This is a genomic window from Bradyrhizobium sp. (assembly GCF_049512235.1).
Lineage (GTDB): Bacteria > Pseudomonadota > Alphaproteobacteria > Rhizobiales > Xanthobacteraceae > Bradyrhizobium.
Map to the genome: position 1 here is coordinate 1 of NZ_JBEKXH010000514.1, position 4406 is coordinate 4406.

General features: G+C 64.6%; 3 protein-coding genes. All 3 read right to left on the reverse strand.

Features of this window, described 5'->3' with window-relative positions:
* Nucleotides 1–308: 308 nt before the first annotated feature.
* Nucleotides 309–2615 (reverse strand): xanthine dehydrogenase family protein molybdopterin-binding subunit, encoded by a 2307-nt coding sequence (locus ABSG20_RS30760; RefSeq protein WP_423868221.1) that lies wholly within the window; start codon nt 2613–2615, stop codon nt 309–311.
* A gap of 2 nt (nt 2616–2617) precedes the next feature.
* Nucleotides 2618–3070, reverse strand: a complete 453-nt coding sequence (locus ABSG20_RS30765; RefSeq protein WP_423868222.1) for a (2Fe-2S)-binding protein — start codon at nt 3068–3070, stop codon at nt 2618–2620.
* 168 nt (nt 3071–3238) lie between these two features.
* The coding region (locus tag ABSG20_RS30770) for an outer membrane protein assembly factor BamB family protein (protein WP_423868223.1) at nt 3239–4406 on the reverse strand (1168 nt) is incomplete at its 5' end.

Below are 4406 nucleotides of genomic sequence, written 5' to 3' on the forward strand. Positions count from 1 at the left end.
AGGAACTTGCTCGACGATGCGGGTGCGTGCTGGCGTACAGACGCCGAAGCCGCTGAGAGTCGCCTGAACGGCGGTTGAGACCACACGTTCGCAGGCAAGGCGGAGGGCGAGTTGGGACGAGATCGTGGCGTTTTGCCGCTCGGAGCGCATGATGGGCCGCGCCATCATGAGGCATCATCAAGCAACGTCATCGAACACCAGCTTGGCACGAAGCGCGACAGGGACCGCTGCGTTGTCCGCAGCGATCCCTGTGACCAGTCCGCAGGAGGTTTCAGGCGGTGTGAACCGCCTGAAACGCGATTGTGCCATCAAGCCAGCTGCTTGCCGATCGGCAAGGCTCGGATGCGCTTGCCGGTGGCGGCAAAGATGGCGTTGATCAGCGCCGGTGCGAACGGCGGCAGGCCGGGTTCGCCGACGCCGCTCGGCGGCTTGTCGGCCTCCGCCGGCATGATGTGGACGTTGGTGATCAGCGGCGCCTCGTCGATTCTCACCAGCGGGAAATCGTCGAAATTGCCCTGCTGCACCCTGCCGTTCTTGAACGTGACCTCGCCATATTTGGCGAGGCTGAGCCCCATGACCGCGGCGCCCTCGATCTGCGACTGGATCCGCTCGGGATTGACGAAGGTTCCGCAATCGATCGCGGTATCGACCCGTTCGACTGTGAGTTCGCCCTTGGCGCCGACCGAGACCTCGACGATGGTCGCGACATAGCTGACAAAACTGCGATGCGCGGCGATGCCGAGGCCGTGGCCTTTCGGTACCGTGCGGCCCCAACCGCCCTTGTCGGCCACCAGTTCGACGACGCCGCGCAACCGGCCGGCGTCGATCGGATAGCTGTCGAGCGGCTCGCCGTAGTTCCAGAAGTCCTTCACCGAGGCGTTGAGCGTGACCACACGCGGCTCGCCGATCAGCTCCAGCAGCATGTCCTTCTGATCGCGCCCGGTCGCGTGCGCGATCTCGGCGATCATCGATTGCACCGCGAAGCCGTGCGGGATGTTCGAGACCGAACGGAACCAGCCGATCCGGCTATGGGCCGGAACTTCCGGATTCTCGCAACGGATATTGGCGATCTGCAGCGGCAGATCGACCAATCCCATGCCGAGTTCGAACGGCGCTTCATTCGCGGCGCCGGCGACAAAGGTCGACAGGATGGTGGGCGCTGCGCTGCGATGACGCCACGCGATCACCTTGCCGTTCTTGTCGAGGCCGGCTTCGATGCGCTCCGCCGAGACGGTGTGCAGGAAGTCGTGACGAATGTCGTCCTCGCGGGTCCAGGTCAGCTTGACCGGCGCGCCCACCGCCCGCGACAGCAGCGCCGCCTCCAGCGCGTAGTCGCATTTCGACTTGCGGCCGAAGCCGCCGCCGAGCAGCGTCACGTTGACGGTGACGTCCTCGGGCGTGAGGCCGAGCGTCTTGGCGACGTCCTCGCGGGTGCCGCCCGGGCTTTGCACCGGCGCCCAGATCTCGGCCTTGCCGCCCACGACATTGGCGGTCGCCACCGGCGTCTCCATGCTGGCATGCGCCAGATGTGGCAGGTAGTATTCGCCGACCAGCACCTTGTCGGCGCTCTTCAGCGCGGCTTCGATATCGCCGTCATCGCGCACCACCTTGCCGGGCTTGCGGGCCGCCTCCTCCAGCTGGCTGCGATAGTTCGCAGAGTCGTGTGTGGCATTGGGCCCGTCATCCCAGACGATCTTGAGCGCATCCCGTCCCTTGATCGCGGCACCGGTATTGCGTGCGATCACCGCCACGCCGCCGAGCGGCTGGAATTTTGACGGCCATGGCCAGCCCTGCACCTCCATGACCTTCTCGACGCCTGAAACCTGCAAGGCATCCTTGGCGTCGAACGATACCAGCTTGCCGCCCACCACGGGGGGACGCGCAATCACGGCATACTTCATCCCGGGCAGACGGATATCCTGGCCGTACTGAGCGGTGCCTGTCGTGATGCCGCGGAGATCGACGATTGAGACCTTGCCCTTGCCGATATAGCGGAAGTCCTTGGGATCCTTCAGCCTGAGATCGGCGATCGCAGGAACCGGCTGGGCCGCGGCCTCGGCCGCCAGTTCGCCGAATCCGAGCCGGCGACCGCTCGCGGCATGAACGACCTCGTGATTGGCCGCCTTGACCTCGGCAACCGGTACGCCCCAGCGTTTCGCCGCCGCGGCTTCGAGCATGGTCCGCGCCGACGCCCCGATCTGGCGCATCGGTATCAGATAATGCCGCGTGCTGCGCGAGCCGTCAGTATCCTGGTTGCCGTATTTGACTTCGTCGCCCTGCGCCTGACGGACCTGGACGCGCGACCAGTCGGCCTCCATCTCGTCGGCGACGACCATCGGCAGGCTGGTGCGACTGCCGGTACCCATCTCCGAGCGATGCGCCACGATGGTTACCACGCCATCGGCCGCAACCGCGACGAAGACGCGCGGGTCCACCACCGTGCCATGCGGCATCGCGCTGGCACCGGTGGTGTAAGCGGCGAACGCCTGCCGCGACATCACCGGAGCCGCCAGCACCAGGCCCCCGGCGATGCCGAGGCCCTTCAGCACGCTGCGGCGCGACACGTTCTCGACTTTGACGGCCAAAAGCTTGGTGGGATTTGCGAGGATGTTCATGATCACACCCCCGTCGACGCGAGATGCACCGCGTTTTCGATGCGCTGATAACAACCGCAGCGACAGATATTGCCTGACATCGCGGTCCTGATTTCGTCGTGCGAGGGCTTGGGATTCTGCGTCAACAGTGCTGCGGCCTGCATGATCTGCCCGGACTGGCAAAAGCCGCATTGCGGGACATTGACCTCACGCCATGCCTTCTGAACCGGATGATCGCCTGTGGGGTGCAGACCCTCGATGGTGGTCACCTCGCGTCCGGAGGCGTCCGATACCGCGGTGATGCAGGACCGCGCCGCCTGCCCGTCAACAAGGACCGTGCACGCGCCGCATAACGCCACACCGCAGCCGAACTTGGCTCCGGTCAGTCCCAATTCGTCCCGCAGGTACCAGAGCAATGGCAATGCCGGATCGCCATCCCAGCTGTGTTCCTGGCCGTTTATCTTCACCTTGATCATGATTCGTCCTCGCTGTTGCAAAGTTGTCGGTAGCGCTCAATCAGGCGAGAGCGGCAGGATCTCCTGTCGCTCCGCGCCGCGGTTCCGGGCCTGGCACTGACGCATCCGGAAATGGCAAAGAACGACTCGACCGCGGCTTTTTGCGGTCGAGTCGAGGGCCAGGGGGGACTACTTCTTGACGGCGAACACCCAGACAACGCCGCCTTGCGGCACGTTGCTTTCGATCCCGATATTATTGGTGGCCAGCGCGTCCTGGATGCGCTGCGCATCGACACCCCACCCGGACTGGACGGCGATGTATTGCGTGCCATCCACCTCGTAGGAGACCGGCATGCCCATGATGCCGGAGTTGGTCTTCTGCTGCCACAACAGCTCGCCCGACTTGGCATCGAAGGCGCGGAAGTATCGGTCATTGGTGCCGCCAACCAGCACGAGACCGCCGGCCGTGGCCGTGACCGAGCCAAACAGCTGCGACTTGGGGAAGTCATGCGACCACACCTTCTTGCCGCTTCTCGGATCCCAGGCCTGGAGTTCACCAAAATGGTCGGCGCCGGGACGCGTGGTCAGTCCGATATCCTCGGGCTTGGTGCCGAGCCACAGCTTGCCCGGATCCAACGGCACCTTCTCGCCGGTGAAACCGCCGCAGAAGTTTTCGTTGGCCGGAACGTAGACCAGGCCGGTCGTCGGACTATAGGCCGCCGACGGCCAATCCTTGCCGCCCCACAAGGACGGGCAGAACTCCACCCGCTTGCCGATCGACGGCTTATGGGCGGGATCGACCACCGGCCTGCCGGTCTCGGGCTCGATGCCCTTCCAGACATCGGTCTTCACGAACGGCCAGCCGGCGACATAATTGATGCTGTCGGGCTTGCGCTCGAGCACCCAGAAGATGGCATCGCGTCCGGGGTGGATCAGGCTCTTGATGGTGCGGCCGTCGCGTTGCAGGTCGACCAGCATGGGCGCGTCCACCTCGTCCCAATCCCAGGAATCGTTCTGGTGGTACTGATGGTAGGCCTTGATCTTGCCGTTCTCAGGGTCGAGGGCGAGCACCGAACTGGTGTAGAGATTGTCACCGGGATGGGTTTCACCCGGCCAAGGCGCGGCGTTGCCGACGCCCCAATAGACGGTATTGGTTTCGGCATCATAATTTCCGGTCATCCAGGCGGAGCCGCCACCGGATTTCCAGTCATCCCCCTTCCACGTGTCATTGCCGGGTTCGCCGGTGCCGGGGATGGTGAAGGTCCGCCACAGCTCCTTGCCGTCATTGGCATCGAAGGCAACGACATAGCCGCGGACGCCAAACTCGCCGCCGGATCCGCCGACGATGACCTTGCCG

Coding starts and splice junctions, on each gene's coding strand:
- ABSG20_RS30760 (WP_423868221.1), bottom strand. CDS start 2,615: ATGAACATCCTCGCAAATCCCACCAAGCTTTTGGCCGTCAAAGTCGAG.
- ABSG20_RS30765 (WP_423868222.1), bottom strand. CDS start 3,070: ATGATCAAGGTGAAGATAAACGGCCAGGAACACAGCTGGGATGGCGAT.